This is a genomic window from Anaerobacillus sp. QJM3NY_32 (assembly GCF_056173645.1).
On sequence record NZ_CM149684.1, the window covers coordinates 493,979 to 518,211 of the forward strand.

A 24,233-nucleotide genomic window follows, 5' to 3' on the forward strand; every position below is an offset into this window, starting at 1 on the left:
GTGTCTTTTTGTATGTAGATGGAGGTAATCAAATGAGAATGACAAAGAAACAAAAACTAGAAAGGGTATTAGGTGATTTTAAATTATACGCTAAAAACTTCATCAAAATCATAGATAATAACGGTGATCTTGTACCCTTTGTTCTAAATGATCAGCAAACTGATTTTATAGATGGAATGCAGAAATTTAATATTATTAGTAAAGCGAGACAAGGCGGTTTTAGTACGGTTAGTTTGTCTTACTGTTTATATTCAGCATGTAACAAGCCAAACACAAATTATCTCATCTTAAGTTATAAAAAGGATAGTTCTGATGCTTTATTTGAGAAGTTGAAAATGATGGACAGTTATCTTCCTAGAGAAAAGTATCCTGACTTATTTCCTAAGATTGCTAGGAGTAATAGAGACGAATTAGTTTATAGTAATGGCTCTCGTATAACTTGTGTAGTGTCTGGTAACAAGGACGTTGGACGAGGTTCTACATATGAATGGATTCATTTGTCTGAGTTTGCTTTTTACACCAATCAATCAAAGACGTTATTGTCTGCTGAACAGTCACTAGCAAAGAATATTAACTCAAGAGTGGTCATTGAAACAACTTCTAATGGTATTGGAAATCACTATTTTAAATTGTTCATGAGCGCATTTAAAGGAAACTCGAAGTATAGAGCATTCTTTATTCCTTTCTTTGCAAGTTTGTACAGGAAACAGTTTAAGAGTGATTATGATGAAGCGTGGAAGTGGCACAAAGAATATTATGGATATAATCTGACTCAAAAGGATTTAGAAGAAGATGAAAAGGTGCTTTATGAGAAAGGTGCTAATCTAAAACAGATTTGTTGGAGACGTTGGAAACTTACTGATATGGAACTAGAAGAGTTTTATCAAGAGTATCCTAGTAATCCAATGGAATCATTTATATCAAGTGGAGAGAGCGTATTTAACCAATCTAAGGTGCTTGAACGCTCAAGTAATGTATTACTACCACTACATAAGAAAGACATTGAGAATGACATTCCTGCAATTCTGAGGAAGTATCTAGGAAAGCAATTATTCATCTATCATTTACCAAAGTCGAATAGAAAGTATTATGGTGGAGTTGATACTGCTGCAGGTGGTGGTGGAGATGATTCTACGATTACTTTCATTGATCAGGAAGGTGAAGAGGTTTGTTCTTTCTTTAATAATAAAATTCCAGTTTATGAATTTGCTGAAATTGTGGATTGTCTGGGAAGGTTTTTTAACTATGCCTTTCTTGCAGTTGAAAGAAATAACGTAGGTACACCACTATTAGAGCGATTAAGGAAAGATTACCAATACATGAATTTGTATAAGCAGAAAATATTTAACCAGAAGGGTAAAAAGTTAATGCAATTAGGTTGGCAAACAAGCCAGGTTAATAAATCCATTCTAATACAAGATTATAAGGAACAATTTGAATTAGGAATGATTTTAATACATACAAAAGATATTCTTGAACAGATGCAGATTTATATTGATAAAGGTAATGGCAAAACTGGAAATAGTGGCGGTAATAGTCAGCATGATGATTTAGTCATATCTGCTAGTTTGAGTGTACAAGCAATGAAATGTGGAAAGTGGTATGTGTAAGAAAAGGATATGGTATAATTTTCTAGGGTGATGAAATTTGGAAATGCTAAAAACAATAGCAACTTCTACAATCGTTTCACTAATAGTAACTGGATTATTATTTCCTACAATACTACTATTAACTAAAAGTAGGTTTGATAAAAGATTGGAGGATCATAAAAATAGTCTTGAACATGTTACTGAGAGTTTAAAACACGATTATCAAAAAAAGATTCATGAATTTACGGTTTATTCTAATAAGAGATATGAAGTTTACACCACTTTATACGATTTGATTGTGAATTCTTATAATAAAATTATTCCCTTATTAACCTTTACATCCAGGATGGATTTTAATGACTATAATTCAGAGGATATTAAAGAATATTTACGCAAGCGTGAAGTGATTTCTGGGAAAATTGACTCTATTATTGAACAGATAGAAATCAATAAAGAAACAGGTCTAAATGAAATGAAAGACTATCTAAAAGTTTTAGAATTAAAAGAGGCGAGAGATAGTATTGAAAAGGCGAGAAAACATTTTAGTATTTCAGCATTGTTTATTTCCGAAACAGTATCAACAAAATTCAAAGAATTATCAGAGATGCTATCTGAGTTTATACTCGTACTTGAAGTCTTAGAACCTAACTCATCAACTGAATCATTGTTATTGGAGTCTGAAGGAAAAATTCATAATAAAATTGGTGAAATCAAAACAGTTATTAAAAAAGAACTATCTAAAGCCTATAATAACTTTTAATCTCTAGTAGGAAGTTACTTCCTTGTACCGAATTGTAAAATGGGGAAGGGGGTGAGTTCTTGTCTAAGGAAGAGATTAATCAAATTACAGAAAAATACAAGTATGATCAAAAAAGAAGGAAATTTTCTCACAAGTATTATTTAAACGATAACAGGATTTTTTCAAGTGTTAAGACAAAAAGAGATGTAGAAATTGCAGAAAATCATGTAGTATCACGAATAGATGAATATTCAAATGCTACTTATAAGTTAGTGAGAGATGATATAGAAGATTTAGAGAAATCTGTTGGTCAATTTGAAATTGCAGTTTCAAAAGTGATTCAAACAATTGATATTAATAGTAATTTTAATTATACACCTACAGAGTTACAAGATTTAATTAACAAGGTATACGATTTCCATTCAAAAGTTGACGGAATTGGAATGAAGAAATTATACCAAGATTAGATTAACTTAGTGAGAATAATCTTAATGATCCTGAGGGAGTGGAACCTTTAGAATGAATGCTAGAGTAAAGTTATATGATAGGGTAAGGACTGGCTCATTACCTCAATGGATGAAAGATCCTAGTGCCATAGTTAAAGATTTTCAATTACCAGCAAATACTTGGTTTGAAGTTGATAATATCAATATTGATGGCACTTTTGATGTTGTTAATTTGAACAATAATGAAACTGTAGAAAATTGCAAAATGGAAAATTTTGAGGAATTAAAATCGAAGTAAATTAGAGCACCCATTGTGGTGCTTTTTTATTTTGTCTAAGGAGGGAAATATATGAACATATACCAATATGTAAAAGAAGTGTATGATGCTAATCCTTATTGGTTTATTGAACATTGCAATCAAATAAACGAGCAACAACGCATTAGAGACATTCTTGATAAAAAAGAATACTTGAGTGGGAAACATGCTATCACAATGAGAGAAAATGAGAAGTTTAATGGAAAGGAATTTGAGGTTAGACGTATCTGTCTGCAATATGCTAAAACAATCTTAAATTTCCAAACGTCTTATTTGCTAAAGAATCCTGTTACATTGTCTGGTAGTGAGAAGGTAGTCGAGGAATATAAGAGAGTATACAACAAAGGTAAATTGAATCGCATTGATCATACTTTATTAGATAAGATGGTGAAGTATGGTACAAGTTATGAGTATCTATATTTCAGTCCATCAAAGGAAATTAAAAGTAAGTTGATTAATCCAGAAGAGAGCCATCCAGTATACAACCATAACAATGAGATGATAGCGTTTGTGCAGCATTATACGGTTGATGTGATTGACTACTACATTGTATATACTGAGGATACTGTACAGCGTTATGATAACAACGGTGGAGAGATTAGATTAGTGGAACAGTACGCTAATATTAGTGGCTTACCTATTCCATATCGTAATCAGAATGAACTGTCTGATTTGTTTGGTCGAAGTGATTTAGAGGATATTATATCTATACTTGATTCATTAGAGGACTTGATAAGTAAAGCAACAGATGGATTTTATAAGTACATAACTGGTATACCTATTGTCATTGGCCAGCAATTAAAAGGAGAAGCACTACCGCAACATGCAACAGGCGGTGGCATTCAATTAGATGATGGTGGCGACTTCAAGTTTGCTAACAATGACTTTGATCATGAAGCATTTGAGACTCTCTATAAGCAGTTAATGCAATCATTATTGGACATAAGCAATACTCCTGCTGTTAGTATGAACAAGACAGACATTAGTAACTTGTCAGAGGTAAGCATTCAAATGTTATTCTCATTGGCTGATATTAAAAGTTCATTGAATGCTAAGTATCTTGAAGAGGGATTTGAACAGCGTTTTGACCGTATCAGACAGATGTTAGAGTACAAGGGAATAACGTTTGATGATGAGGAATATAACTCTCTAAGCGTAGTATTTGTGCCTTCTACACCTAAAAATGAGAAAGAAATTATTGAGAATATCGACAAATTAAGGGGTATGGGGGCAATCAGTTTAGAAAGTGTGTTAGAACAAATTCCATACATTCATGATAAGGTACAAGAAATGAGAAGGTTAGAAGATGAACAACATACTAATACAGTAGTGAATGAAAGCAATGATCAGAATTTAAGTGTTGGGGAATAATGGATAAATAAATATTAGTTGTAGTGATAGAATGTTGATTTGATAGGATTCTAGGTAAATAAAATAATGTCGAAAAAATCACGCCTGTTACCCTAATAGGTGTTTTTGTTATTTTATCGAAAAAATGACCTGGAATCCGTCAAAAATTAAGGGGAATATGGGGTAAAATATGCTCAAAATACCCAATGTTATATATGTTCTATTATATATCATAGTTTATGCAGTATTTTGAAGGGAAATAATTTTAAGAGAGCCGATAAACGTTGGTATAATAGGGTTGTATAGAAACATGTATAATCAATAATATTGGTAGTCGCTCAAACCCTTGGTACATAAGGTTTTTTAATTTAATCAACTTCCTTAAAGGTGGTTTATGTAAACTAGATTTGTATGAAATATACATAAAATGTATGAAAAATCATGTTATTTGATACCCCAAAAGTAAATTGAATCGCTACAGCAAACTAAAAAACACACATTTAAAAACCTCCTTCTAATTTTCTGGTAAAATGAGGATTGAGGTGAATTATATGGATGAATGGTTTAAGAAAATGGATGATTCTTTAAAGGAATTACCCGATGTATTAAAAACTATTAAATATGTAGAAATGGTGACTATAACTATAGGACTTGCTTTTATTATTCTAGGTATATTTTCAATTTCGCCTATCGTCGAATTGTCAGCACTATATTATGCAACTTTATCAATTTCTGCCTTTCTTTTTACATTTATAGAGATATTAAAGTCAGGGTTCCTGGATAAAACACCCTCGTATAAATTAATTTTTTGGCTATATGTAGTAGCAATATCATTTATTATAATTGTTCCTAATATCACTTTCATTAACAACATAGATGTAAAGATTATAGAAATGATAGGACAAGCATTAACTCTCGTTGGTCTTGGATTCGTTATTTCATCTATAGGGTTCGACAACCGAAAAGAATTAGAGCGAGACACTGATAATAGACTTAAATTCCAAAGAAGTATGTTTAAGGAAATTAGTAATAAAGAGTTAGATACAACTATTTACGAATACACTATAAGTAAAATAATCGAAAATCATCCTGAATTAAAACCTGAAGTCGAAGAGTTTTTAGAATTTAAGAAAGAAGATACTTCTAAAATCAGAGATAAAATGAAGGATTGGTAAAGAATATTTTGTAATTCATGATTAAGCCACTTGTAAAAGTGGTTTTTGTTTTATTTAAAAAGGTATTTCGTTCTTAATAAAGAACTATATAGAAAATAAGTCAAATATTGAAAGGGTGATTTGTTACTTGTTTTCTATACTAAATCAATTGTTTGATTCATTGAAGGTAGTGGATACCATATGAGTAAAAAGAAACTCATAGTAGGAGTTTCAATCACTTTTGTTTTTGCCTTAGTGATCTTTTTTGCTCTAGTTGTACCTTACACTGCCAGTGACTTTAATTCAGATTTAGAAAAGAGCAGCAAATACTATAATAGTTACTCTGCTTCGGAATGCTACGATAGACTGTGCATAGATTTGAATTTCAAAAATGAATTTGATGGATTAAGTTTAGAAAATAGGCATGAGATATATGATGAGATTAAACTTGAATTTATTAGTAATATTGATAAAATGGATAACTTAAAAGATGTTGCTTCCTTTTTAGAAGTGGACGATGATAGAGCGAGAATACATCCAATTATTGTTGAAGTTAAAACAGATGAATATACTTATAGTAGTGATGGAATTGATCTAATGTTTGTTGCAGATAAAGAGGGGAATAGGGTTAAATCTCATGGTACTAGTTTAGTATATGGTGCTGAAAATGCAAATGAAACTAATGATTCTCAACCTGCTATTTACTCTTTATCTGATTCACAAAAATTAGATGCATGGATTTTCGCACAACATATCGTAAAGGAAAATTTAAAATCTCCTAGTAGTGCAAAGTTTCCAAACTTCAATGCAAGTTTTGTAACGATTTCATCTGATAATAAAAATGTACTTGTTAAATCTTATGTTGATGCTGATAACAGTTTATCTGCAAATATAAGAAGTGATTTTACTGTAACACTAGATAACAATTTAGATTTAGTAGATGTTTCTATACAGGAATAAGCCAATTATGGTTTATTCTTTTTTATTTTAAGGAGGGAACAAAGTGGATTACATACAAAGAATACAAATGGAATTGAAATCAATTGATATAGCACCAGAAGAGTTAATGATTTATCTTGAAGAGAATGGTATCCTTCAACCACTAAATGAATATAACGCACAATCCAACGCTGATAAGAGAGCCATTTATAAAACTTCATTATCTGTACTAGAATCAATTGCTAATGATCCGCAACAAATGAAGAATTACAAAGAAGAAGATATGTCTGTGAGTGGTTTCGCTGAATCCATTCAAAATAGAATAGATCAACTAGAAAAGAAAATACGTCATATGAGTGTAGATGATTCAAATAGTGAATCGTCTTTTTTTATGCTCTTTAAGGGGTGATAGAAATGGGATTAGATTCTACAAATGACTTTCTACATTTATTATCGTGTTTCGGCAAAGACATTCAAATTAATACTGTTAATGCTAAAGCCATTTTAAAGTTTGAGAAGGTAAATGAGAACTATGATGATATTACAATTACAACTGATCAACCCCTTCTACAAGGTGACACTATTATATATGAAGAAACTCGGTATATTATTGTTTCTCAAGTCAGTTCGAAGAGGTATGGAAAGTACAAAGGAATGGCAAGACCATGTAATTTTAATATCTCTATTTATACGCATGTTGCTAGAGTGAAAATAGGAGTCGATGGATTAGGAAGGCCAGTTTATGAAGATACACCTCAATATGAAGATTATCCTGCAATTATTACATCAAAAGTTGCTGATTGGTCTACTGGTGGACAGATTAACTTGCCACAAGGAGAAGTTGAAGTAACGATAAAAGATACTCACTCTGCTAACTTGAATGAAGGAGATACTTTTACTTCAATAGGTAAGACCTGGAACATTAACTATATTGATCGGTCTAAAGTTGGCTTATTGGTAATGAGATGTAAAAATTCATAATCTATCTTGATTTATTTTCCAGTTGGGTTATAATTGTAAATAACATGATTGGTCGTATGATTGGATTTGCAGAAACATTTGATAAACAGCATAGTAGTAATGGTTTGGAGCATTTGAGTTTTCTTTTCGACTCAAAATCGTGTTCCGAGAGGAGTGTCGGTTCGAACCCGACCACCGGTACCATTACATACGTTATTACAAGACTTCAACGTTCTCGTTGAGGTCTTTTTTGTATTCTTTTTAATTCCTTGTCTTATTTGATATCACTAGTTTTCAATGACTCACTGAGCAAATTCCTGCTCATTTAAAAGTAGAGGTGATAAAATACAAGTATAAGATAGATAAAACAATTTACTGAAAGAGTGATTCGATGAGAATTGAAGTATGGTCCGATTTCGTTTGTCCATTTTGTTATATAGGAAAAAGACGTCTTGAAAGTGCGCTTCAGGCTTTTCCACAGCGTGATCAAGTAGAAGTTGTCTTTAAAAGCTTTGAACTTGATCCTAATGCGAAAGAATCGGATGGGGAAAGCATGGCTGAGCTTCTAGCAGCGAAATACAATGTCAGTCTAGAACAAGCTCAGGCTATGTGTGAGAATATGAGGCAGCAAGCTGCTGGAGAAAACCTAACGTATGATTTCGATAAAATGATTCCAACGAATTCATTTGATGCTCATCGTCTTGTTCACTATGCGACAGAGCATGGTAAAAGTAATGAAATGTCAGAACGTCTCTTTTATGCCTTCTTTACCGAATCGAAAAATATTGGTGATCATGAAACGCTTGCATCACTTGGTGAAGAACTTGGGCTAGACGCTGCGGATATAAAACGTATGCTAGGGACTGAAGAATTTACGAAAGAAGTTCGCAACGATGAAGCTATGGGAAGTCAGCTTGGCATTCAGGGCGTACCGTTCTTTGTATTTGACGGTAAATATGCCGTGTCAGGTGCTCAGCCTGTTGAAATGTTTGAACAGGCCGTTGAGAAGGCCTGGGGAGAAGGAAATAAGCTTGAAGTAGTTGGTGGCAATGCAGAAGCGTGTTCTGCTGACTCTTGTGATCTTCCTAAATAAAACGTAAGAAAGCTCTCTTATTGTAAAGAGAGCTTTTTCTTATGCGTCTGTATTTTCTTGTTTAATCGTTTTGTAAGCTGAATCAAGGTTGCGAATGCGACGAACTATTTCTGAGTTTTTGTTAAGGTTGTCATAGATCATTGATGAAACAACTGATCGATAATAGCTATTCATTGCTTCTAATTTTGAAAATACATCACGATTCTTTTGTATGTATTGGCGAAAATTTTCTTCGAAAAATGGTGTTGAGAATGGTTCCATATGATTTCTCCTTTCTGTCTGTCATTCTGATTATAGGGTGATCGTCATCAGGACGTCAAACGGATTATGAAGAGTAAAATTCTATTAGCTCTGTCGTGATGAGAGACGTTTGTAAAGAAAATATGAAAAATGTGTTGTTTCTTTCATATGTTCTGTGGTATTCTATCTACATCAGCGAGGATTGTAGAAATTCCTCGAATTTTCACCATTTACCCAACGCAGTGTTTCGTTAAAATTAACGAAGCGTTGCGTTTTTTTATGTTTGCTTTCTTTAACTTGAAACCCCGCTTAAGAAGTCTCCTCCGTGAATTTGATTAAACATTTCTGCTGAGGCAGTTACAAGCTTTTCACCTTCTGAAACAGGGAGCGAAGGTTGAAGATAGAAAAGTTGAATGGCATGCTTGGTTTCTTCCGTTATAGCTGTTCGCTTAGAATCAACGATAGGACTTCCGAACGCTCCTTTGTGATCAAGTGAGAGGATTTTGTTGTTGAAGCTTACCTCACGTCCATTTAAGCCCTCATATGCAGTCGTCTCACTACCAATGTCGATTGTAATATCTCCTTCAACTTGATCAAGATCATAGATACCAATTGGAATTTTGTATTGAAGCGACAGAAGATTGTTGATGTCTGCAGCAGAGTGAACGAGAGGTAGCGAAGACCCTTTCTTTAACCGGCGTAATAGGGCTTCTGAGGACGGTCGATATTTGGCGGGATCCGTCCCGAACTTTTTGAAAATGGAACGCCACTCTGAGATAGCAGGAAAAGTGAGCAGGTCTGTCTGCTCAAGATCCATCATCAATGTTTCCTGATAGAACTGAAAGCGACCGCGCACCATTTGCGGCGACTTTTCAACAACGATATTATGGTAAATAGCATAACCAATTTTAAAATCAGGATATGTCTTTTTAATAGATGGAGCGAGAATTATACTTGTCATCACACTTTTCTCCTAACATATAATTTTTCGTTCATTTTATCATATACCTAAATTTGAAGCTTATAAGGAGGCTTGCCTCATTTATGAATAAACTTAGAAAACAATTAGAGCGTATTGATGGAAAAGGATATAAAGCATATAAAGACATTAGTGGGCACTATGATTTTGCGGATTACACCCTTTACATCGATTATGTCCAGGGAGACCCTTTTGCTAGTCCTTCTCGGATAAGAATCATCATCCCACGTAAGAAAACGATCGTAGAGCCTGAGTGGTTCGATTCGGCTGTAAGAAGAGTTCGAACAGAAGATATGATTGCTAGAAAAGTAGGAGAGGCCATTAGAAGGACTGAGAGGCATGCGAAAGGCACTGGGAAAAGTGGATTGGTCTCAATCGATATACCTGGTCAAAAGGTTATTGAGAGGGCAGCAGTGAGCGTGACAGAGGAATCTATTACGATTTGTCTATCAATAGGATTACCTGCACAAGGCAGAAAAGTTCTTGGCAGACAGGCTATAAACTTGCTTCTGCATCAGCTGCCAGACATTGTGAAGAATTCTGTTTTTGCATTAAACAAACGAATAATCTTAGAGGCATTGCATTTAGCAGACCAACAAGAGGCCATTCGTGAACAACTTACCCAAAACGGATATGTCGGATTTGTAGCGAATGGATCTATATTACCCCGCGAGAGCGGGATAAGCGATCGTCCTATGAAAAATGAGGCAGTGCAATTCCAATCACCTAAAAGCATGGAAGTGTCTTTAACAATCCCACACCGTACTGAGCCATTACAAGGAATGGCTGTTAAGGAAGGTATTACATTAATTGTTGGCGGTGGTTATCATGGAAAGAGTACCCTCTTGCATGCAATGGAGCATGGCGTATATGATCATATTTTAGGGGATGGTAGAGAGTATGTTATTACAAACCACCAGGCAATGAAAATTCGCTCTGAAGATGGTCGAAAGGTAACTGGAGTAGACATCTCGCCATTTATAAACAATCTCCCATATGGAAAAGATACGCGGTCTTTCACATCTGAGAATGCCAGTGGAAGTACGTCCCAGGCAGCCAATATCATTGAGGCGATCGAAGCGGGTTCAGATACGTTATTAATTGATGAAGATACAAGCGCGACTAATTTTATGATTCGAGACTATCGAATGCAGCAGTTAGTTGCGAAAGAGAAAGAACCCATTACACCATTCATTGATCGTGTGAAGCAACTACGTACAGAACATCATATATCAACCGTACTTGTTATGGGCGGATCTGGAGACTACTTTGATGTAGCTGATCAGGTGATTTTAATGGAGAACTACCTTCCATACGACGTAACGGATCAAGCTCGATCAATCGTACAAGAATCGGCACGCAGACAAGAAGGTGGAGAAAAATTCGGAGAGGCAAGAAAGAGAGTACCTGAGCAGAATAGCTTAAACAGCCAAAAGGGAAAGAAATCGAAAGTGACTGCCCGCGGAGTGCATCATATTCAATTTGGTCATACAGATATTTCACTACTTCAAGTAGAACAGCTTGTAGATCCAAGTCAAACGCGTTTTGCCGCTGACGTCCTTCATTTTCTGGAAAGAAATCATAAGCTAGGAGATAAGTCGATTCCAGAACTTCTTGATTTCATTGATCAGAAAATAAACACAGAGGGACTTGGTTCTTTTTCACTATATAAGAATCAGCATCCAGGAGATATTGCTCGAATTAGGAGAACAGAAATGGCGGCCGTTTTAAATCGAATTCGAACGCTAAAAATTAAATAATACACTCCCAAATAGGAAGGGGGGAAACTAATGACAAACGCACAATTAAAAGCTGATATTGTGGCATACAGTAAAACGATTGGGATTGATAAGATAGGCTTCGCGGCAGCAGATCCTTTTAAAACCCTTAAGCAACGCTTAAAGCGTCAGCAGGAGCTAGGTTATCAGTCAGGCTTCGAGGAATCTGATATAGAAAAGAGAACAGAACCTGAGCTATTGCTAAGCGGTGCAACAACGATTATATCAATTGCCATTGCGTATCCTTCGAGAATGAAAGATAGCCCTAGGAGTAAGAAGGGCGAACGAAGAGGACTTTTCTGTCGTGCTTCATGGGGAGTTGATTATCATCACCTCCTTAGAGAGAAACTCTTCCTTTTAGATGCATATATTAAATCAAAGGTTCCAGAGGCTAGAACGAGCTCGATGGTCGATACTGGCGAACTTTCTGATCGAGCTGTAGCTGAAAGAGCCGGCATTGGTTTTAGCGGTAAAAACACAATGACCATAACAGAAGAATTTGGTTCTTGGGTTTACCTTGGTGAAATGATCACCGATCTAAATATAGAACCTGATGAGCCTGTTGAGGAAGGGTGTGGTGACTGTAATATTTGTGTAGACGCGTGTCCGACTGGTGCCTTAATTGAAGGGGGGCAGCTAAACGCGAATAAATGCATCGCTTTTCTTACGCAAACGAAAGGTTTTTTACCTGATGAATACCGTACTAAATTAGGAAACCGATTATATGGGTGTGACACCTGCCAGCTCGTTTGCCCCAAAAACAAAGGAAAAGATTTTCATCATCATCCTGAACTCGAACCAGATCCAGAAATGGTAAAACCAAAACTCATACCACTTCTAACAATGTCCAATCGTGAATTTAAGTCTCAGTTTGGTCAAGCGGCTGGTTCGTGGAGAGGAAAGAAGCCTATTCAACGAAATGCTATTCTTGCTCTTGCTCATTATAAAGATGAAACAGCTATTGATACACTGGTTGAAGTGATGGAAAAAGATCCTCGTCCGGTGATCCGCGGCACTTCGGCCTGGGCGCTTGGGAAAATAGGTGGCGAGAAGGCCTTTAATGCCCTTATAAATGAGCAATTGAGAGAAAATGACAAGGATGTGGCAGATGAGATCGCTAAAGGCTTGTCTATGCTTGAAAATAAGACTTAATGCTGATGGTCAAACGATTGAATGCGTTGTAAGATAGTGAAAAATGTATAATAAAGAAGGGATAGAATGGATAAACAAGTGATTCATTATGGGGAGTTTCTATCGCCTATAGGTGCAATAACATTGTTTGCTAGTCCTAATGGAGTTAGTAGGCTCGATTTTGGTTGCCCTGAGGATGTGCTGCCTGCTGCTGAAACATGGTATAAAAAACATCATGTCAAAGCGGACCTTGTTTTCAATTCTGATATAATCGAACCCATCGTCATGCAACTGGAAGAATACTTCAGTGGAAAAAGAAGGTTCTTTGATCTAAAGCTTGATAAGATAGGAACGATTTTTCAACAGAAAGTATGGAACAACCTTTCGGAAATTCCATATGGTGAAACCCGGTCTTATCGAGATGTAGCTGTTGGTATTTCGGCACAAAAGGCTGTTAGAGCCATAGGCTCAGCTAACAATCGAAATCCACTTCCAATCATTGTACCGTGTCACAGAGTAATAGGAAGCAATGGTGCTTTAGTTGGATATGGTGGCGGTGTAGATAAAAAAGAATATTTATTATCACTTGAACAGCAGCATTCGATGCATGCCGTTCTACCGTAACAATATATAGTGCCAGTTCGCTATCTTGATAGCGAACTGGCTTTTTTGATTTTTTAGACTTAGGCATAAAGTTATAAAAAGAACTTCGTTTCTTGTAAAATAGCAAATGCATTCAAAAAAAGAGATACTAAAATATCTAGGGCGAAGAATGAGAGCAATTTGATACAGCTTTTAGTTTCAAGCCCTCATATGAGGAGTGAACATTATGAACAGCTTTTTATCCAAAAGTTTGATCTACGTAGCGGGATTATTTACATTAGCCTTTGGTGTTGTCCTATTAATTAATGCCGATGTTGGAATTGCCCCATGGGATGCTCTCTACGTTGCGCTTTCTGACCAACTAGGGTTTACTGTTGGAACATGGGTGTTTATTGTTGGTGGTATTTTAATTTTTATCAATAGTCTTATTATGATGAGGAAACCAAACCTAGCTGGTTTTATTCCAATTATTCTTCTAGGATTGTTTGTTGACCTCTTGAATTTACAAATTCTCACTTTCATTGATGTTGATGGAATCGTTACCAGGTGGATCTTATTTCTGATTGGATTAGTTATCATGGGTCTTGGAATTGCAGTGTACTTATTTGCATCTCTTGCATCTATTCCAAACGATGAACTCATGCTTGCCCTAACAGAAAGAACGGGTTGGAGTATTGGTATTACTAAGACATTAACAGAAGCACTTGCGTTTGTTCTGGCATTCTTGTTAGGCGGGCCAATTGGTGCTGGTACCTTTGTAGAAGTGCTTCTGCTTGGTATTCTTGTTGGTTGGTTTGATAAATTACTCAAGAAAATAACACACCCTTCAGCAGAGCCAGCTGTAAACCATTCCTGATTCCAAGTCATGTGTTTGATTCCCCTGTCATAAAGTGCGATGAGGGGGGACGCATATGGTGTGGGGAGACCAGTTGAAATCTTTCTGGAAAGAACAAGCGACTTGCTTACTAAATGGAACGGATCACTCAAGAATAGGAACCAGGCCTTCAGAGGAGGAAGAAGCAGTCAACCGTTATCGTAAACAGAGCCAAAATAGAGGAGCATCTGTTATTCGTATAAAAAATAAAGGGATCCTCCTGGGAAAAAAGACAGTCTCGACGAGCCAACTTTATGAATATCTTCTTCATCAGCAGTTTCTTATTAAACAGGGAGAGAAACTATATCAGGAAGAACGACTTGAAAAGAGATTGGCAAAAATGGTGGAGGGTGAACTTATTCTTGATCGATCAGCTGAGATAGAGGGAGGAACACTTCAAGTAGCAGAAGGTAAAGACAGCGGTGATGCTCGTCTGAAAGGTTCCTATTATGATCGGTTATCAGCCCTGAAATATGCTGAGAGATGGTGGGATGATGCGAATCCGTCTTATCAGTCGTTTGATGTAGATTGTACAAATTATATTTCTCAGTGTCTTCATGCAGGAAAAGCCCCTATGCGTGGTTACCCAGATCGCACTAAGGGATGGTGGATGAAAGGAAATAACTGGAGCTATTCATGGACTGTAGCTCATGCGCTTAGGTGGCATTTAAGTAGCTCGAAGAGTGGTCTTCGAGCTCGTGAAGTAGCGAATCCTGATGATCTCATTCCTGGAGATATTATTTGTTATGACTTTGATGGAGATGGCCACTGGCAACATACTACTTTCGTCGTAGATAATGATGAGAAGGGGTATCCTCTTGTCAATGCTCATACAACAAATAGCAGGATGCGCTATTGGGCCTATGAAGATTCTACAGCATGGACGCCTGAAATTAAGTATAAGTTTTTTCATATTGAGGATTAGAGAATGATATCTCCCAATCTAAAACATGCTATAATAGTATTGTTTTGAAGTGGAGGTGAATGAATATGTCTTTAAATATTGTACTGTTTCAGCCTGAAATACCAGCGAATACAGGGAATATAGCTAGAACATGTGCAGCAACAAATACAAGTCTACATCTAATTCGCCCACTAGGGTTTTCGACAGACGATAAAATGTTGAAACGTGCGGGCTTGGATTACTGGCAATATGCTGATGTACATTATTATGATTCTCTAGAGGAGTTCTTTGAAAAGAACCAGGGTGGAGAATATTATTATATTACGAAATACGGTACCAATACACATACTGACTTTGATTACTCAGATGTGAATGAGAATACGTATTTTGTTTTTGGAAGAGAAACGAATGGTTTACCAGACGAGTTGATTGAAAATAACAAAGAGCGTTGTCTTCGTCTCCCGATGACAGATCATGTTCGTGCTCTCAACCTTTCAAATACTGCTGCTATTATGGTATATGAAGCACTAAGACAGCAAAGTTATCCAGGAATGAAATAAAAAAGAACGACTTTCAGCAAAGAGCTGAAAGTCGTTCTTTTTTTGATAGAAGTTTAAGCGCGTTTCAGAGTTCAAAAACTTTGTTTCTGAATGCTCGTCTTCGCTTTTCGTGTCTAGCTGCAGTGGGCAGACACTCGGTCACTTCACCTTTTCAACTGAACACAAAAAACGTGTTCAAATGAAAAGGCTCCAGTGCCTGCCGTGTCTAACCGCCCACTTTCGCTTTTCGTGTTACCTACTACCTTTTTTGGTTTTGCTTGGTCGGTCGTTGTAGCCAGCTGTAAAGATGGCTGCTAGGAAAGCTAGGATTACTACTAAAATACCCAGGAAACTCATGGTCTCATCCTCCTCAGGTAAAATTGTGTCCAAATCTAACTCTCATTATAAACCATGTGCGAGAAGGTGTGAATGTTTTGAGGGGAATTCTTGTAGTGAGGAGTTGTTTGAATTGGAAAAAAACGTCGTTATTCGATAGGATAGAGAGAGAAACCTAAAGGAGGATTTATTTTATGTATGTTGTGATGAATGAATTGAAGGTCCCTGATGAAGCAAAAGACATGATGAAGCAGCGTTTTGGGAAAAGTGCTGATAGTATGAAGAACGTTGATGGTTGCTTAGAGTTTCTATTTCTTGAACAGTCGGCTGAAAACGGAAAGCTTATTGTATTTACGAAATGGGAAAGTGAAGAGGCTTATCAGAATTGGGTGCACTCCGATTCATTTAAGAACGCTCATAAAGAAAAGCGCGAATCCAAAGAGAAATCTCCAGCCACAGGAAATGAACTAAGCGAATTTACAGTAGTTTATCATACGTAAGGATGAGAGCCGGGCAACCGGTTCTTTTATTTTGTGCTTTTTCCATAACTGAGTAGAAACCCCCTAAATACTCGATTGAATCATTGGAAAGAAAGCCGAATGTTATTGGACATCCCCGCATAACATGTATTAAATCCGATGAACCAAACTTGGAGGGGGCTCTTAATGGATATCTTACGTAAAATCCAGCAGCATCGAGAAGAAGAGAGGCGGCTGAAGTGGGAAGGAACCTTCAGCGAGTATTTAGACATTATCCGGGAACGACCTGAAGTAGCGCAGTCAGCTCATTCACGTGTTTATAATATGATAAGAGATGCAGGGATTGATGAGGTTGATGGGAAAAGAAGTTATTCTTTCTTCTCTGAAGAGCTTTATGGACTTGAGGAAGCAATCGAACGTCTGGTAGAGGAATACTTTCACCCTGCTGCCAAAAGGTTAGATGTCAGAAAACGTATTCTCTTGTTGATGGGTCCAGTAAGTGGTGGTAAATCAACTCTTGTTACGGTGCTGAAAAGAGGATTGGAGAAATATTCTCATGAAGATTCTGGTGCTGTTTATGCAATTAAAGGTTGTCCTATGCATGAAGATCCACTGCACCTTATACCACATCATTTGAGAGATGAATTCCACGATGAATACGGGATCCGAATTGAAGGAAGTCTCTCCCCACTAAACGTAATGCGCCTTGAGCAAGAATATGGTGGTCGTATTGAAGATGTGATGGTAGAGCGTATCTTCTTTAACGAGGATAAGCGGACAGGTATTGGTACATTTAGTCCTTCAGATCCCAAGTCTCAAGATATTGCAGATTTAACAGGAAGTATTGATTTCTCAACGATAGCGGAATTTGGATCAGAGTCTGATCCGAGAGCTTATCGATTCGATGGAGAATTAAATAAAGCCAATCGTGGAATGATGGAATTTCAGGAGATGCTGAAATGTGATGAGAAATTTTTGTGGCACTTGCTTTCACTGACTCAAGAAGGAAACTTTAAGGCTGGGCGCTTTGCGCTAATTTCTGCTGATGAACTTGTTGTAGCGCATACGAACGAAGCAGAGTATCGCTCTTTTATATCAAATAAAAAGAATGAGGCTTTACACTCTCGTATTATCGTTATGCCGGTTCCATATAATTTAAAGGTGAGTCAGGAAGAGCGTATTTATGAGAAGATGATTCGTGAAAGTGATGTAGCCGATGTGCACATTGCCCCACATGCTCTTAGAGTAGCTGCTATTTTCTCTATCTTGACGAGGTTAAAAGATACGAATCGTCAGGGAGTGGACCTTGTTAAGAAAATGCGACTCTACGATGGAGAAATTGTAGAAGGCTTTAATCAGGTAGATGTGGATGAACTTCATAAAGAGCATTCGGATGAGGGAATGAGCGGGATTGATCCGCGTTATGTTATTAACCGAATTTCCTCTACGATTATTAGAAAAGAAGTACCGTCAATTAATGCCCTGGATGTTCTTCGTTCATTGAAAGATGGACTTGATCAACATGCTTCTATCTCAAAAGAAGATAAAGAGCGGTATATGAATTTCATCTCCATTGCGCGCAAAGAGTATGATGAAATTGCAAAGAAAGAAGTACAAAAAGCTTTTGTTTACTCTTATGAAGAGAGTGCAAAGACGCTAATGGATAATTATCTTGATAATGTTGAAGCGTATTGTAATAAAAATAAGCTCCGCGATCCTCTTACTGGAGAGGAAATGAGTCCGGATGATAAGCTTATGCGTTCAATTGAAGAACAGATTGGCATTTCAGAAAATGCGAAGAAAGCATTTAGAGAAGAAATTCTCATTCGTATCTCTGCTTATGCCAGAAAGGGTAAGAAATTCGATTATAATTCTCATGAACGTTTGAGAGAAGCGATTCAGAAAAAGTTGTTTGCTGATTTAAAAGATGTAGTGAAAATAACGACGTCCTCCAAAACACCAAATGAAAATCAGCTCAAGAAAATCAATGAGGTTATCGCACGTCTCATCGATGAGCATGGATATAATTCAATTTCAGCCAATGAACTCCTACGTTATGTAGGTAGTCTCCTAAATCGATAATTAGAAAAAGCATGCCTCTTTAGGTATGCTTCTTTTTATGCTGCGATAAGGAGCGCTATGTATGAAATGGGTGAATATACTTAAAATAAGAAATTTTCTTGGTTCGTGGAATGGAATGCTGCTATAACGATGGAAGTGAGTGGTGAGAATATGAAATGTAATCGCTATCAAATACGTGTGTGCTTGTGCCGGCTTATTATGAGTGATAGATTAGACGTAAAGACGTATTGAAAAGAGGTTTGAGATGAAGAAGGAACGCAATCCGCTTTGGGAGTGGATCAAGGCTTTTTCAATAGCTGTAGTCCTGGCGATTGTTATTCGTGAATTTCTCATAACGAACTATGTCGTTCATGGTGAATCAATGATGCCAACGATCCAAGATGGGAATCGTTTAATTATTAATAAAATTGGTTATGAAGTCTCAGAGCCTGATCGATTTGATCTTGTTGTATTTCATGCGAATGAAGAAGAAGACTATATTAAGAGAGTTATTGGTCTTCCAGGAGATACGATCGAATATAAAAATGATGTTTTATATGTGAATGGTGAGAAAATAAAAGAACCTTATCTTGAGCGTTATAAGAAAGATATTTTTAACGGGAACCTCACTGAGAATTTCCATCTTGAAGATAAAACTGGAAAATCAGAGGTGCCCGAGGGATATTTATTTCTCATGGGGGATAACCGAAGACATAGCTATGATAGCAGGCATATTGGTTTCGTACCAATGAATCAAGTAGTAGGGGAAGTAAATCTACGCTACTGGCCACTTGAGAAAATTGATTTCACTTTCCAAAAATAAACTAAATATGGTTATTAAGGAAGAGAATCGGGGTACTATTACTATTGAGGTGATTCAAGATGGCGGATCATAAAGAAAAACCTGAGAACAGTTCAATGGCGATGAATGAAAAAGAAATGGCCGAACTCGGTAAAGAGATGGAAGAGCTAGACACAAATGATGAGATTAAGAAAAAGGGTAAACGTCCAGATCCGATTCAACACAAAAAGGAAAATGAAACAGAGTAACTCCCAATAAGGGAGTTTTTTTTTGAATATAAACTGAGAAGGATAAAACATAAGTATAAATGGATGAAAGTCGTCCAATTCGAGTAGTTAGAGCAATAAAAGCTGTATTTGTCAGAATTAATTGTCAATTATCGCTTGTATTTGCATAGGATAAAGTATACTATTCAACGCAGCCGAAGGAAGTCCACATTAGGGTTAAGTTTCTGAACTAACATCATGAGCGATCATCGATCATTGAATAAATTTTCGCTAGAAATTTAATTTTTTTAGGAGGGAAATAAGGCATGAAAGACAAGGACTCCAACAATTTCGTCGTCTCTCAGGAGAATTGGTCCCTCCACCGAAAAGGCTATCAGGATCAACAACGCCATGCCGAAAAAGTTCAAGATGCTATCCAAAACAATCTCCCGGATCTCATCAGTGAAGAGAACATTATTTTATCTAACGGTCGAGATGTCATTAAAATACCAATACGTTCACTTGATGAGTATAAAATTCGTTATAACTATGATAAGTCTAAGCATGTTGGGCAAGGTGAAGGCGATAGCCAGGTGGGAGACGTTGTGGCAAGAGATGGTTCAGGGGAAAAACAGCCTGGGGCCGGTAAAGGTGAAGGGGCTGGAGATCAGCCAGGAGAAGATTATTATGAAGCAGAAGTTTCTCTGGTAGAACTGCAGGATATTTTATTTAAAGAACTGGAACTGCCGAATTTACGTGAAAAAGAAACAGCCGACGTAGTGAAAAAGAAAGTAGAATTTAATGATATTCGAAAAACTGGACTTATGGGTAATATTGATAAGAAAAGAACAATTCTATCAGCGTATAAGAGAAATGCAATTAGTGGAACACCATCAATTGCACCGATTTATCAAGATGATCTACGCTTCAAAACATGGAATGAAGAAATTAAGCGCGAATCTAAAGCCGTCGTTTTAGCCATGATGGATACAAGTGGTTCGATGGGAAAATGGGAGAAATATATGGCAAGAAGCTTTTTCTTCTGGATGTCACGTTTCCTACGATCGAAATATGAAACAGTGGAGATTGAGTTTATTGCTCATCATACAGAAGCAAAAGTCGTCACTGAAGACGATTTTTTTTCAAAAGGAGAAAGCGGAGGAACAATTTGCTCATCAGCTTATCGCAAAGCGCTTGAACTCATTGATGAGAAGTATTCTCCAGCACGTTACAACATTTACCCATTCCATTTCTCAGATGGCGATAACCTGACGTCAGACAATACAAGATGTGTGAAACTGGTCAATCAAATTATGAAGGTCTCGAACATGTTTGGGTATGGAGAAGTTAATGCTTATAATCGCCATTCCACCCTGATGAGTGCCTACAAAAATATACATGATCCTAAATTTAGGCATTATATTCTGAAAGAAAAGAAAGACGTCTATCACGCAATGAAAAGTTTCTTCCGAAAAGAAGAAATTCATTCATAAGCTTCCCAAAATGGGGAGCTTTTTTCTTTCAGTTAGGCTATGCGATTAAACGCTGTTATTTTCACTCAGAAGATCCACAAATTGAGAAGTCATAATAAGTTAACATTGCTTTTAGATCAGATAGGAAGGTACATACTAATAACAAGTAAAGCGTTGGAGGAATCATTATGAAATTCATTAGGTTTCTTTTTCTTTCCCTTCTTATCTTATTATTGATGCCTTATGATGTGACAGCTCAATCAAATGTGGTTGAAGTTCACTTTATTGATGTGGGACAGGCTGATAGCATTTTAATCACGTATGGAGAAAAAGCTGTGCTAGTCGACGCAGGAGATAATGGTGATGGAGAAGCGGTTTCAAATTATATAAAGAAGCTAGGCATTAGCCAATTAGATTATATTGTGGCGACGCATCCCCATCACGATCATATTGGTGGGATGGATGATGTGATAGAAAATTTCGATGTAAAAAATGTGATGATGCCCGATGTTTCTTATCCAACAGTTCATTATAAGTCCCTCATAAAGGTATTGAAGAAAAAAGACATTACCTTAGAAAAGGCACGAAAAGGTATGAAAATAAAACTAGGACATCAGGTGAATATACAGGTCATTTCACCTTCCAAAGAAGCAGAGTACGAGGATTTTAATGATTATAGTGCCGTATTACGGCTGAGTCATAAAGAGAATAGCTTCCTGTTGATGGGTGACGCTGGGATAGAAGTAGAGAAGCAAATGCTAGAAAACGTTAAAAGGAAACAGCTTAAATCTGATGTTCTAAAAATGGGGCACCATGGTGCTAGTTCGGCTACATCAGAGACATTTCTTAAAGCTGTCACCCCAGAGACTGCTGTTATTTCAGTAGGTAAAAATAATCGTTATGATTTTCCAGATAAAAATGTGATTCAGAGATTAAATGAACATCATATTTCTGTTTTAAGAACAGATGAAATAGGGACGATTATTGCTACAAGTGATGGTGAGAACATTGTATTTCATACTGATAACAACCTAATTTCACATAAAAAGGATAAATAATAACTGGCGAAGGAGCTTACACTACATGTTGAAAGGCACCGCCTTTCTTGTCTGAACGATCATACACCTTGGGAGGAATGCTTGTGCATAACAATCTGCAAAACCTCATGTCTAAGAACATCGTATCCGTTACACCAGAGCAATCGATCCAGGAAGCAGCGGCTCTAATGAATCAGTATAATATTGGTTCATTACCTGTCATGAAAAATGGTCAGCTTTGCGGGATGGTCACAGATCGTGATATTACGACTCGTGCCACTGCAACTGGTGGAAATGCGGATTGTCAGGTGAGCCAATGTATGTCTAATAACATTGTCTCAGCTACATCTAACATGAGTGCAGAAGAAGCAGCGGCATTAATGGCTCAGAATCAGATCCGACGATTGCCTATTGTTGAAAACAATCAGGTAGTGGGAATGGTTTCGCTTGGAGATTTTGCGACGAAAACACCTGATCATCAAGAGGCCGCCACCGCACTATCAAGCATTTCTCAGAATGGAACAACACGAGGTTAAGAACAAAGAGACTGACAAATGTCAGTCTCTTCTATTTCGTTCATCCTATGATAAAATCAGGATAGAATCATGTGGAAATAGGGTACATAGTAATATAGATGGAATGTGGAGGGAAAGCATATGTCAGAATTAGATGTATCGAAATTCGAAAAAAAGATTGAGATTAGGCAAATTCATCACGAAGATATAGATGAAATCCTTTCATTACAGAAAAAATGTTTTCCTGGAATGGATCCCTGGAAAAGAGAGCATCTTGAGAGTCACCTGGAAATTTTCCCAGAAGGGCAATTTTGTGTAGAACTCGAAGGAGAAATCATAGGCTCCTGTTCAAGCTTAATGGTGAACTTTGATGAATATGATGATCAGCATACGTGGGATGACATTACGGATGAAGGATATATTACAAATCATAACCCCGATGGCTATAACCTTTATGGTATTGAAGTGATGGTGCATCCGGAATATAGAAGGATGAAAATCGGTAAGCGTCTTTATGAGGCACGAAAAGATCTTGCGCGAGAATTAAACGTCAAGAGTATTATCATCGGAGGGCGAATTCCGAATTACCATAAACACGCGAATGAAATGAAAGCATCAGAATACGTAGAAGAAGTGAAGTTCCAGAACATATATGATCCTGTTTTAACGTTCCAGCTCATGAATGGATTTAATGTAATGAGAATAAATCCGAACTATTTACCAGATGATAAAGCTTCAAAGCAATTCGCTACTTTAATGGAGTGGAATAACGTTGAATACAAAGCCGTGACAAGAAGGCACTTTAGATCGTCATTCCCCGTTCGAATTTGTGCGATACAATATGCGATGAAGAAAATCTCTTCCTTTGAAGAATTTGCAAACCAAGTGGAATATTATGTTGATGTGGCAGCAGATTTTGGTTCTGATTTTGCTGTGTTTCCTGAGATCTTTACGACACAACTAATGTCGTTCATGGATGAAAAAATACCAAGCAAAGCTGTTCGGCGTTTAACAGAATATACAGAGCCGTATATCGAGCTTTTTACAGAATTAGCTGTAAAGTATAACGTTAATATAATTGGTGGTTCTCATTTCGTTTTAGAGGATGAAAAGATCTATAATATAGCTTATTTGTTTAGAAGAGACGGAACGATTGAAAAGCAATATAAAATTCATGTTACTCCAAACGAACGTCGTTGGTGGGGAATTCATGGTTCAGATGGTATTGAAGTTTTTGATACAGATTGTGGTAAAATTGCGATCCAAATCTGTTATGATATCGAATTCCCTGAGCTTGGAAGAATTGCGACGGATAAGGGCGCTAACATTCTATTTACACCTTTCTGTACCGACGATCGTCAAGGGTATCTACGCGTACGTTATTGTGCGCAGGCTAGAGCGGTTGAGAACCAAATTTATACAGTCATTGCCGGTACGATTGGTAACTTATCTCAAGTAGAGAATATGGATGTTCAGTATGCACAATCAGGGATTTTTACCCCTTCAGATTTTGCTTTTTCAAGAGATGGAATTGCTGGTGAATGTCACCCGAATATTGAAACTGTGGTGGTAGGAGATGTAGATCTTGAGATTCTTAGAAGACAACGTCAATCTGGTACGGTACGCCAGTTGCGAGATCGCCGAAAAGATTTATATGAGATACATTACAAAAAGTAAGCCGTTCCCCGGCT

General features: G+C 36.8%; 26 protein-coding genes. 24 read left to right on the forward strand and 2 right to left on the reverse strand.

Annotation, left to right across the window (positions count from 1 at the left end; genetic code table 11):
* Nucleotides 1-32: 32 nt before the first annotated feature.
* The 10 genes from AC0VYH_RS02745 to AC0VYH_RS02790 all read left to right on the forward strand — a co-directional run bounded on the left by AC0VYH_RS02745 (nucleotide 33) and on the right by AC0VYH_RS02790 (nucleotide 8,586).
* Nucleotides 33-1,610, forward strand: a complete 1,578-nt coding sequence (locus tag AC0VYH_RS02745; RefSeq protein WP_475373257.1) for a terminase large subunit — start codon at nucleotides 33-35, stop codon at nucleotides 1,608-1,610.
* A gap of 37 nt (nucleotides 1,611-1,647) precedes the next feature.
* A complete protein-coding gene (locus AC0VYH_RS02750; protein WP_475373258.1) occupies nucleotides 1,648-2,349 on the forward strand; it encodes a hypothetical protein in 702 nt (233 codons plus the stop codon).
* Nucleotides 2,350-2,408: 59 nt separating this feature from the next.
* Nucleotides 2,409-2,795 (forward strand): hypothetical protein, encoded by a 387-nt coding sequence (locus AC0VYH_RS02755; RefSeq protein WP_475373259.1) that lies wholly within the window; start codon nucleotides 2,409-2,411, stop codon nucleotides 2,793-2,795.
* 52 nt (nucleotides 2,796-2,847) lie between these two features.
* Nucleotides 2,848-3,072 carry a hypothetical protein gene (locus AC0VYH_RS02760; protein ID WP_475373260.1) on the forward strand — a complete coding sequence of 75 codons (225 nt, stop codon included), beginning with the start codon at nucleotides 2,848-2,850 and terminating at the stop codon, nucleotides 3,070-3,072.
* A gap of 51 nt (nucleotides 3,073-3,123) precedes the next feature.
* Entirely contained in the window at nucleotides 3,124-4,461 is a 1,338-nt protein-coding gene (locus AC0VYH_RS02765; protein WP_475373261.1) for a phage portal protein, read from the forward strand.
* Nucleotides 4,462-4,991: 530 nt separating this feature from the next.
* Nucleotides 4,992-5,615: a hypothetical protein gene (locus tag AC0VYH_RS02770; RefSeq protein WP_475373262.1), complete on the forward strand. Its 624-nt coding sequence runs from the start codon at nucleotides 4,992-4,994 to the stop codon at nucleotides 5,613-5,615.
* Nucleotides 5,616-5,795: 180 nt separating this feature from the next.
* A complete protein-coding gene (locus AC0VYH_RS02775) occupies nucleotides 5,796-6,554 on the forward strand; it encodes a hypothetical protein (RefSeq protein WP_475373263.1) in 759 nt (252 codons plus the stop codon).
* Between the two features lie 43 nt (nucleotides 6,555-6,597).
* The gene (locus AC0VYH_RS02780; protein ID WP_475373264.1) at nucleotides 6,598-6,942 is read left to right on the forward strand and encodes a hypothetical protein; all 345 of its coding nucleotides are present in this window, start codon (nucleotides 6,598-6,600) and stop codon (nucleotides 6,940-6,942) included.
* A 5-nt stretch (nucleotides 6,943-6,947) separates the two neighbouring features.
* Nucleotides 6,948-7,514, forward strand: a complete 567-nt coding sequence (locus AC0VYH_RS02785) for a hypothetical protein (protein WP_475373265.1) — start codon at nucleotides 6,948-6,950, stop codon at nucleotides 7,512-7,514.
* A 370-nt stretch (nucleotides 7,515-7,884) separates the two neighbouring features.
* On the forward strand, nucleotides 7,885-8,586 hold the full coding sequence (locus tag AC0VYH_RS02790; RefSeq protein ID WP_475373266.1) for a DsbA family oxidoreductase: 702 nt from the start codon (nucleotides 7,885-7,887) through the stop codon (nucleotides 8,584-8,586).
* Nucleotides 8,587-8,625: 39 nt separating this feature from the next.
* Here AC0VYH_RS02790 and yvfG read toward each other — a convergent pair whose 3' ends face one another.
* Nucleotides 8,626-8,847 (reverse strand): protein YvfG, encoded by a 222-nt coding sequence (gene yvfG / locus AC0VYH_RS02795; RefSeq protein ID WP_098446367.1) that lies wholly within the window; start codon nucleotides 8,845-8,847, stop codon nucleotides 8,626-8,628.
* A 271-nt stretch (nucleotides 8,848-9,118) separates the two neighbouring features.
* Entirely contained in the window at nucleotides 9,119-9,787 is a 669-nt protein-coding gene (locus tag AC0VYH_RS02800; RefSeq protein WP_475366491.1) for a B3/B4 domain-containing protein, read from the reverse strand.
* Nucleotides 9,788-9,870: 83 nt separating this feature from the next.
* Here AC0VYH_RS02800 and AC0VYH_RS02805 point away from each other — a divergent pair, with 83 nt between their 5' ends.
* From AC0VYH_RS02805 to AC0VYH_RS02870, 14 genes are all read left to right on the forward strand, one after another.
* Nucleotides 9,871-11,565 carry an ABC-ATPase domain-containing protein gene (locus tag AC0VYH_RS02805; protein ID WP_475366492.1) on the forward strand — a complete coding sequence of 565 codons (1,695 nt, stop codon included), beginning with the start codon at nucleotides 9,871-9,873 and terminating at the stop codon, nucleotides 11,563-11,565.
* 30 nt (nucleotides 11,566-11,595) lie between these two features.
* On the forward strand, nucleotides 11,596-12,735 hold the full coding sequence (queG, locus tag AC0VYH_RS02810) for a tRNA epoxyqueuosine(34) reductase QueG (RefSeq protein WP_475373267.1): 1,140 nt from the start codon (nucleotides 11,596-11,598) through the stop codon (nucleotides 12,733-12,735).
* 66 nt (nucleotides 12,736-12,801) lie between these two features.
* The gene (locus AC0VYH_RS02815; RefSeq protein ID WP_475366494.1) at nucleotides 12,802-13,338 is read left to right on the forward strand and encodes a methylated-DNA--[protein]-cysteine S-methyltransferase; all 537 of its coding nucleotides are present in this window, start codon (nucleotides 12,802-12,804) and stop codon (nucleotides 13,336-13,338) included.
* 205 nt (nucleotides 13,339-13,543) lie between these two features.
* Nucleotides 13,544-14,173: a YczE/YyaS/YitT family protein gene (locus AC0VYH_RS02820; protein ID WP_475366495.1), complete on the forward strand. Its 630-nt coding sequence runs from the start codon at nucleotides 13,544-13,546 to the stop codon at nucleotides 14,171-14,173.
* 55 nt (nucleotides 14,174-14,228) lie between these two features.
* Nucleotides 14,229-15,116, forward strand: a complete 888-nt coding sequence (locus tag AC0VYH_RS02825) for an amidase domain-containing protein (protein ID WP_430243145.1) — start codon at nucleotides 14,229-14,231, stop codon at nucleotides 15,114-15,116.
* A 65-nt stretch (nucleotides 15,117-15,181) separates the two neighbouring features.
* Complete coding sequence (gene trmL, locus AC0VYH_RS02830; RefSeq protein ID WP_194220053.1) at nucleotides 15,182-15,655, forward strand: tRNA (uridine(34)/cytosine(34)/5-carboxymethylaminomethyluridine(34)-2'-O)-methyltransferase TrmL; 474 nt, start codon at nucleotides 15,182-15,184, stop codon at nucleotides 15,653-15,655.
* A 509-nt stretch (nucleotides 15,656-16,164) separates the two neighbouring features.
* Complete coding sequence (locus AC0VYH_RS02835; protein WP_194220052.1) at nucleotides 16,165-16,470, forward strand: antibiotic biosynthesis monooxygenase family protein; 306 nt, start codon at nucleotides 16,165-16,167, stop codon at nucleotides 16,468-16,470.
* 165 nt (nucleotides 16,471-16,635) lie between these two features.
* On the forward strand, nucleotides 16,636-18,531 hold the full coding sequence (locus tag AC0VYH_RS02840; RefSeq protein ID WP_226616162.1) for a PrkA family serine protein kinase: 1,896 nt from the start codon (nucleotides 16,636-16,638) through the stop codon (nucleotides 18,529-18,531).
* Between the two features lie 244 nt (nucleotides 18,532-18,775).
* Nucleotides 18,776-19,333 (forward strand): signal peptidase I, encoded by a 558-nt coding sequence (gene lepB / locus AC0VYH_RS02845; RefSeq protein WP_194220050.1) that lies wholly within the window; start codon nucleotides 18,776-18,778, stop codon nucleotides 19,331-19,333.
* 59 nt (nucleotides 19,334-19,392) lie between these two features.
* Nucleotides 19,393-19,560, forward strand: coding sequence for a hypothetical protein (locus tag AC0VYH_RS02850; RefSeq protein WP_194220049.1), 168 nt, complete (start codon nucleotides 19,393-19,395; stop codon nucleotides 19,558-19,560).
* Between the two features lie 284 nt (nucleotides 19,561-19,844).
* Nucleotides 19,845-21,011 (forward strand): sporulation protein YhbH, encoded by a 1,167-nt coding sequence (gene yhbH / locus AC0VYH_RS02855; RefSeq protein WP_194220048.1) that lies wholly within the window; start codon nucleotides 19,845-19,847, stop codon nucleotides 21,009-21,011.
* Nucleotides 21,012-21,178: 167 nt separating this feature from the next.
* Entirely contained in the window at nucleotides 21,179-22,048 is an 870-nt protein-coding gene (locus AC0VYH_RS02860) for a ComEC/Rec2 family competence protein (RefSeq protein ID WP_475366496.1), read from the forward strand.
* A gap of 77 nt (nucleotides 22,049-22,125) precedes the next feature.
* A complete protein-coding gene (locus tag AC0VYH_RS02865; protein ID WP_194220066.1) occupies nucleotides 22,126-22,563 on the forward strand; it encodes a CBS domain-containing protein in 438 nt (145 codons plus the stop codon).
* Between the two features lie 120 nt (nucleotides 22,564-22,683).
* Nucleotides 22,684-24,219 carry a bifunctional GNAT family N-acetyltransferase/carbon-nitrogen hydrolase family protein gene (locus AC0VYH_RS02870; protein WP_194220046.1) on the forward strand — a complete coding sequence of 512 codons (1,536 nt, stop codon included), beginning with the start codon at nucleotides 22,684-22,686 and terminating at the stop codon, nucleotides 24,217-24,219.
* Nucleotides 24,220-24,233 lie beyond the last annotated feature (14 nt).

Coding starts and splice junctions, on each gene's coding strand:
- AC0VYH_RS02865 (WP_194220066.1), top strand. CDS start 22,126: ATGCTTGTGCATAACAATCTGCAAAACCTCATGTCTAAGAACATCGTA.
- lepB (WP_194220050.1), top strand. CDS start 18,776: ATGAAGAAGGAACGCAATCCGCTTTGGGAGTGGATCAAGGCTTTTTCA.
- AC0VYH_RS02785 (WP_475373265.1), top strand. CDS start 6,948: ATGGGATTAGATTCTACAAATGACTTTCTACATTTATTATCGTGTTTC.
- AC0VYH_RS02770 (WP_475373262.1), top strand. CDS start 4,992: ATGGATGAATGGTTTAAGAAAATGGATGATTCTTTAAAGGAATTACCC.
- AC0VYH_RS02805 (WP_475366492.1), top strand. CDS start 9,871: ATGAATAAACTTAGAAAACAATTAGAGCGTATTGATGGAAAAGGATAT.
- AC0VYH_RS02790 (WP_475373266.1), top strand. CDS start 7,885: ATGAGAATTGAAGTATGGTCCGATTTCGTTTGTCCATTTTGTTATATA.
- trmL (WP_194220053.1), top strand. CDS start 15,182: ATGTCTTTAAATATTGTACTGTTTCAGCCTGAAATACCAGCGAATACA.
- AC0VYH_RS02840 (WP_226616162.1), top strand. CDS start 16,636: ATGGATATCTTACGTAAAATCCAGCAGCATCGAGAAGAAGAGAGGCGG.
- AC0VYH_RS02860 (WP_475366496.1), top strand. CDS start 21,179: ATGAAATTCATTAGGTTTCTTTTTCTTTCCCTTCTTATCTTATTATTG.
- AC0VYH_RS02775 (WP_475373263.1), top strand. CDS start 5,796: ATGAGTAAAAAGAAACTCATAGTAGGAGTTTCAATCACTTTTGTTTTT.
- AC0VYH_RS02800 (WP_475366491.1), bottom strand. CDS start 9,787: ATGACAAGTATAATTCTCGCTCCATCTATTAAAAAGACATATCCTGAT.
- AC0VYH_RS02765 (WP_475373261.1), top strand. CDS start 3,124: ATGAACATATACCAATATGTAAAAGAAGTGTATGATGCTAATCCTTAT.
- AC0VYH_RS02870 (WP_194220046.1), top strand. CDS start 22,684: ATGTCAGAATTAGATGTATCGAAATTCGAAAAAAAGATTGAGATTAGG.
- AC0VYH_RS02815 (WP_475366494.1), top strand. CDS start 12,802: ATGGATAAACAAGTGATTCATTATGGGGAGTTTCTATCGCCTATAGGT.
- yhbH (WP_194220048.1), top strand. CDS start 19,845: ATGAAAGACAAGGACTCCAACAATTTCGTCGTCTCTCAGGAGAATTGG.
- AC0VYH_RS02850 (WP_194220049.1), top strand. CDS start 19,393: ATGGCGGATCATAAAGAAAAACCTGAGAACAGTTCAATGGCGATGAAT.
- AC0VYH_RS02825 (WP_430243145.1), top strand. CDS start 14,229: ATGGTGTGGGGAGACCAGTTGAAATCTTTCTGGAAAGAACAAGCGACT.
- AC0VYH_RS02745 (WP_475373257.1), top strand. CDS start 33: ATGAGAATGACAAAGAAACAAAAACTAGAAAGGGTATTAGGTGATTTT.
- yvfG (WP_098446367.1), bottom strand. CDS start 8,847: ATGGAACCATTCTCAACACCATTTTTCGAAGAAAATTTTCGCCAATAC.
- AC0VYH_RS02820 (WP_475366495.1), top strand. CDS start 13,544: ATGAACAGCTTTTTATCCAAAAGTTTGATCTACGTAGCGGGATTATTT.
- queG (WP_475373267.1), top strand. CDS start 11,596: ATGACAAACGCACAATTAAAAGCTGATATTGTGGCATACAGTAAAACG.
- AC0VYH_RS02760 (WP_475373260.1), top strand. CDS start 2,848: ATGAATGCTAGAGTAAAGTTATATGATAGGGTAAGGACTGGCTCATTA.
- AC0VYH_RS02835 (WP_194220052.1), top strand. CDS start 16,165: ATGTATGTTGTGATGAATGAATTGAAGGTCCCTGATGAAGCAAAAGAC.